The following is a 5,781-nucleotide window of genomic DNA, read 5'->3' on the forward strand; positions in this document are numbered from 1 at the left end:
ACCGCGCGGCGGTAGGGGCTGATCTGCGGCTCCTGCACGCCGAAGCGGGCTTCGAGAAAGCGCAGCACGGAGGTGTGGTCGAAGTTCTGCGAATTCACCCAGCCGCCGCGGCTCCACGGGGAGATCACCCACATCGGCACGCGCGGCCCGGGGCCGTAGCAGTCGCCATCGGGCGGCGGCATGCCGGTGCCGGGGACCGCGGTGTGCGTGTAGTACTCGTAGGCCATGTCCCGGTCGCTCAGCGTGGACTTGCCGATCTTGCCGCCGCTGGCATCCAGCGACGGCGCGCACGGCGGCGGCAGGTGGTCGAAGTAGCCGTCGTTCTCGTCGAAGTTGATGAGCAGCACGGTCTTGCTCCACACGTCGGGATTGGCCGTGAGGGCATCGAGCACCTCCTGCACGTACCAGCCGCCCTGCACCGGGCTGGAAGGGCCCGGGTGTTCGGAGTACGTGGCGGGCGGGATGACCCACGACACCTGCGGCAGCGAGCCGTCGAGCACCGCTTTGCGGAAGGTGCCGAGAAAGCCGCCGTCCGGCATGGTGTTGGCAATGCCCTTGTAGAGCGGGTTGCCGGTGTTGTCGCTCGCGGGGTCGTAGGCGGGGTTGACGTCGCGGTCATGGTAGACCGGCTTGCCCGAGGCGAGGTTGGCCTGGCGGTACTGCGGAAAGCCGAAGAGCGGGTTGTCGGTGAAGTTGTCGGGCATGTTCTGGTAGACCATCCACGAGACGCCGGCCTTTTGCAGACGCTCGGGGTAGGTGGTCCAGTCGTAGCCGCCGGTGCGGATGTCGGTGTCCGAGTCGAGCTCGTCCAGGGCGTTGTTCACCACCACCCGGCCGGAGGGACCCGTGGCGCCGTTGGTGCCGGTCCAGTGGAACAGCCGGTTGGAATTGGTGCCGCCGTGCAGCGAGCAGAAGTACGCATCGCACACGGTGAAGGCTTCGGCCAGGGCGAACTGGAACGGGGCCTCCTGCTGCGTGTAGTAGCCCATGGACTGGGGCTGCTTGTAGCGCGCCCACTCCTGCATGCGGCCACGGTCCCAGGCGTTGCGCGCGTCGACCCAGCTGTGGGGCGTGCCGCTCACGCGCTGGGCATTGCCGGCCTTCTGGTCCAAGTGGTAGGGCAGCACGGGCGCGCCGTTCTTGTCCAGTTGCTGCCACACGCTGCGGCCGCCGGCCACGGGGATGGTGAAGCGGTCGCCGAAACCGCGCACGCCGGGCAAGGTGCCGAAGTAGTGGTCGAAGGAGCGGTTTTCCTGCATGACGATCACGACGTGCTCCACGTCCTGGATCGTGCCGGTGCGGTGGTTGGCCGGAATGGCCAGAGCCCGGCGGATGCTGGGCGGGAACAGGCTCAGCGCCGCGGCGGACGCGGTGGTGCCGGCTGCGGCCTGGAGGAACTTGCGTTTCCGGGAATCGATGGTCATGGTGTGCTCTGCGTGGGTTCGACGGGGAAGGCGTGCGCGATCAAGGGGCGCAGCGCAGCTGGGTCTTTTCGGCGCCGGGGGCATCGGCGGAGGTGCCGCCTCCCCCACTGCCGCCGCAGCCCGCCAGGGCCAACGCCATCGCCGAACCGGCCAGGAACAAGAAAAACGGCCGCGCCCAGCGGGGGCGCGATCGGGGGGCTGCAGGGATCAAGGTCATGGAAAGGTCTCGCGGGTCGAGTGGATCAAGCGGCGGACTGGGCCAAAGACCGAACTTCGGGGCGACCGCCTTGCAGTTGCAGAAAAGTGCATAAACGCAATAATCTGCAACCCGAATGATCCGCCCGCACCGTGTCAGCGCCATGACGGCAGTGGCCTTCCAGGGGCAGGGGCGCCCCTCCCCCGCGCACGGCAGAACGGCAAAAAGCACAAGGCGGCCCCGAAGGCCGCCTTGTGCTTTGAAAAGACAGAAAAGAAGGAGCGGGGCGCCGTGGCGCCCCGTCATCCACCAGGCGCCCGGGCGCCTGCGATCACGCCGGTGCGGTGGTGCGGATCAGGTGGTCGAATGCGCCCAGGGCCGCCTTGGCGCCCTCACCCGCCGCGATGATGATCTGCTTGTACGGCACCGTGGTCACGTCGCCCGCGGCGAACACGCCCGGCACGTTGGTGCGGCCATGCGAGTCCACCACGATTTCGCCGAACTTCGACAGCTCCACCGTGCCCTGCAGCCACTGGGTGTTGGGCAACAGGCCGATCTGCACGAAGATGCCTTCCAGCGCCAGTTGCTTCGCTTCGCCGCTCGCGCGGTCCTGGTAGGCCAGGCCCGTCACGCGGTTGCCGTCGCCCAGCACCTCGGTCGTCTGCGCCTGGGTGATGACGGTCACGTTGGGCAGGCTGCGCAGCTTGCGCTGCAGCACGGCGTCGGCCTTCAGATCGGCCGCGAACTCCAGCAGCGTGACGTGCGCCACCACGCCGGACAGGTCGATGGCCGCCTCCACGCCGGAGTTGCCGCCGCCGATCACCGCCACGCGCTTGCCCTTGAACAGCGGGCCGTCGCAGTGGGGGCAGTAGGTCACGCCCTTGGTGCGGTACTGGTCTTCGCCGGGCACGTTCATGTTGCGCCACCGCGCACCGGTCGAGAGGATGACCGTGCGCGAGCGCAAGGTGCCACCGTTTTCCAGCTCGACCTCGATCAGGCCGCCTTCCGCCGCGGCGGGCTTCAAGGCCTTGGCGCGCTGCAGGTTCATCAGGTCCACCTCGTAGTCGCGCACGTGCTGCTCCAGCGCCGCGGCGAATCGGGGGCCGTCCGTCTTGCTGATCGAGATGTAGTTCTCGATGTCCAGCGTGTCGTTGACCTGGCCACCGAAGCGCTCCGCGGCCACGCCGGTGCGGATGCCCTTGCGGGCGGCATACACGGCGGCCGCGGCGCCGGCCGGGCCACCGCCGACCACCAGCACGTCGAAGGCCTCCTTGGCCGAGAGCTTGGCCGCATCGCGCGCCGCCGCGCCGGTGTCCAGCTTGCCCACGATCTCTTCCACGGTCATGCGGCCCGAGCCGAATACCTGGCCGTTCATGAACACCATGGGCACCGCCATGATTTCACGGTCGGTCACTTCCTGCTGGAAGGCGCCGCCCTCGATCACCGTGGTCTTGATGCGCGGGTTGAAGATGGCCATCAGCGACAGCGCCTGCACCACGTCCGGACAGTTGTGGCAGGTCAGGCTCATGTAGACGTCGAACTCGAAGTCGCCATCGATGGCCTGGATCTGCTCGATCACGTCCTGCTCGACCTTCGGGGGATGGCCGCCGGTCCACAGCAGGGCCAGCACGAGCGACGTGAATTCATGGCCCAGCGGCAGGCCGGCGAAGCGCAGCTGGGTCTGCGTGCCGGCGCGCTGCAGGGTGAACGAGGGCTTGCGCGCATCGTTGCCGTCGGTGCGCAGGGTGATCTTGTCGCTGCGCAGGCCCTGGATGGTTTCCAGCAGTTCGCGGGTCTGGGTGGACACCTCGCTGCCGTCCAGGGACGCCACGATCTCGAACGGTTGCGTCACGCGCTCCAGGTAAGCCGAAAGTTGGGTTTTGAGTTGGTCGTCGAGCATGGTGGTGTCCTTTGCGATTCGAGTTGTGTCGTTGGGCGGTGCGGCCAGTGCCGGGCACGGAGCGGAGAAATCGGGGATGAGCGGGCGAAAAAAAAGCCGGACGGCATGGCGCGCACGCCATGCTGCTGTCCGGCCAGGGGCGCCCGAGGCGCCCCGCTCCTGCGGGAGGCCGAGGTGCTTAGATCTTGCCGACCAGATCCAGGGAAGGCGTCAGCGTCTTGGCGCCTTCCTTCCACTTGGCGGGGCACACCTGGCCTGGGTTGGCGGCGGTGAACTGGGCCGCCTTCAGCTTGCGCAGGGTTTCCGACACGTCGCGGGCGATTTCGTTGGAATGGATTTCCTGGGTCTTGATCACGCCATCGGGGTTGATCACGAACGTGCCGCGCAATGCCAGGCCTTCTTCAGGAATGTGCACGCCGAACGCGTTGGTCAGCTGGTGCGTGGGGTCGCCCACCAGGGGGAACTTGGCCTTGCCGACGGCGTCGGAGGTTTCGTGCCACACCTTGTGCGAGAAGTGCGTGTCGGTCGTCACGATGTAGACCTCGGCGCCGGCCTTCTGGAACTCGGCATAGTTGTCGGCCGCGTCTTCGATTTCGGTGGGGCAGTTGAAGGTGAAGGCCGCCGGCATGAAAATCAGGACGGACCACTTGCCCTTGAGGTTGGCTTCGGTCACTTCAATGAAGTCGCCCTTGCCGTCGCGGTTCACGAAAGCGGTGGTCTTGAAGGGCTGGACTTGCGTATTGATCAGGGACATTGCTGTTTCCTAGGTTGATGGCTGAACACGAAAACCTGAAGTTTAGGCGCTCCCAAGCCATCAATCCAATTAATTGACTTCATCAAGTTGATTGCCACAGGCTATAAAAAGCAAGGGCTCGATGGCGTGGGCCAGGAGCGAACGACTGTATCTGAGGACGCCCAACGCGAACACAACTCAGCATCAAACGCAGCCATACCGCCCGGGCAGGGAGATTGCCTTGCGCCACGTGGCCCGCGTCATGACAATCGCACCCCAAACCCACACAAGGAGAATCTCCATGCAAGGCGACGCACAGGTCATTTCGCATCTGCAGGCCCAGCTCAAGAACGAACTGACGGCCATCAACCAGTACTTCCTGCACTACCGGATGCTCAAGCACTGGGGCTTCGACAAGCTGGCGAAGAAGGAATACGAAGAGTCGATCGGCGAGATGAAGCATGCCGACAAGCTCATGGACCGCATCTTCATGCTGGACGGCCTGCCCAACCTGCAGGACCTGGCCAAGCTGCAAGTCGGCGAGGACGTGCCCGAGATCCTCGAATGCGACCTGCGCTCCGAGCGCGGCGCCCAGGCCACCATCAAGGACGGCATCGCCCACTGCGAAACGGTGCGCGACTATGTCTCGCGCGATCTGCTGCAGGGCATCCTGGACGACACCGAAGAGCACATCGACTTCCTCGAAACGCAGATCGACCTGCTGGCCAAGGTCGGGCTGCAGAACTACCTGCAGTCGCAGATGGGCGAGATCGAATAACGCACCACCTGCCCGGCACCCGCCACCGGGTAACCCGTGCTCCAGCCGGCCTTCGGGCCGGTTTTTCGTTTCCGGCCCGGTCCCGCCCCTCAAAGTGTGGCGCGCACGCATCAGGTGGCGTGCCCATGGCGCCCAAGTTCCCACTGTTTGTTGCGATTGCACACAACGGAATGCGAACGATTCTCATAAAACCTAGAATACCGGCCTAGCCAGCCAGTCAGTCCGCCCCGGGCCCCGTGCCCCGCCTGCAGCCAGCGCCCCAACCTGCATGGAGCCTTTCGATGCTGCACTGTCCTGCGCGCGCCTGTTTCGCCACCCCGGCCGATCACCCCTTTTCCGACACCCATTCCTGCGCGGCCGCCATCGCTTTGGTGGGCGCCGCCCGGCCATGAAGGCGGCCCGCGTCGACTGGCGCTACCGCCTGGCGATCACCTCCCGCGCCCTGGCGGGGGGGCTGGGTGGCTACGCGCTGGCGGCGGCCGCCACCGCCGCCCTCACCCTCGGCCTGATGCCGTTCATGCCGCGTGTGGAGGCGGTGCTCACCGCCACGCTGCTGTCGTGGCTGGTCTATGCCTGCGCCGTGGCATGGGCCTTCTATGCACGCACGGCCTGGGGCGCCTGGGCCGCCCTCGGGCTGCCGGCGCTCGCCCTGGGCGCGCTGGCGATGGCGCCCCGCTGGCTGGGGGGCGCATGAAGCAGAAGACCGCACCCGAGCGCGAGGGTTTCCGCCAGGCCATGGCCTGGCTGCAC

The 5,781-nt window shown here is 66.5% G+C and carries 6 protein-coding genes; 2 read left to right on the top strand and 4 right to left on the bottom strand.

The genetic code is table 11. The features are described 5' to 3' along the window. From AC27KI_RS17650 to ahpC, 4 genes are all read right to left on the bottom strand, one after another. Positions 1 to 1,424: phosphocholine-specific phospholipase C (locus tag AC27KI_RS17650; RefSeq protein ID WP_487090262.1), on the bottom strand; the 1,424-nt coding region annotated here is incomplete at its 3' end. Between the two features lie 40 nt (positions 1,425 to 1,464). After that, positions 1,465 to 1,641: a hypothetical protein gene (locus AC27KI_RS17655; protein ID WP_284430166.1), complete on the bottom strand. Its 177-nt coding sequence runs from the start codon at positions 1,639 to 1,641 to the stop codon at positions 1,465 to 1,467. A gap of 310 nt (positions 1,642 to 1,951) precedes the next feature. After that, positions 1,952 to 3,520, bottom strand: coding sequence for an alkyl hydroperoxide reductase subunit F (gene ahpF / locus AC27KI_RS17660; RefSeq protein WP_487115004.1), 1,569 nt, complete (start codon positions 3,518 to 3,520; stop codon positions 1,952 to 1,954). Between the two features lie 178 nt (positions 3,521 to 3,698). Continuing rightward, complete coding sequence (gene ahpC, locus AC27KI_RS17665; protein ID WP_272551795.1) at positions 3,699 to 4,274, bottom strand: alkyl hydroperoxide reductase subunit C; 576 nt, start codon at positions 4,272 to 4,274, stop codon at positions 3,699 to 3,701. Positions 4,275 to 4,554: 280 nt separating this feature from the next. Here ahpC and bfr point away from each other — a divergent pair, with 280 nt between their 5' ends. Next, positions 4,555 to 5,031, top strand: coding sequence for a bacterioferritin (bfr, locus tag AC27KI_RS17670; RefSeq protein WP_092744334.1), 477 nt, complete (start codon positions 4,555 to 4,557; stop codon positions 5,029 to 5,031). 388 nt (positions 5,032 to 5,419) lie between these two features. Then, positions 5,420 to 5,725 (top strand): DUF3649 domain-containing protein, encoded by a 306-nt coding sequence (locus AC27KI_RS17675; RefSeq protein ID WP_284430164.1) that lies wholly within the window; start codon positions 5,420 to 5,422, stop codon positions 5,723 to 5,725. Positions 5,726 to 5,781: the final 56 nt, after the last annotated feature.

The sequence above is a fragment of the Acidovorax sp. KPB24-03 genome, from assembly GCF_057546605.1.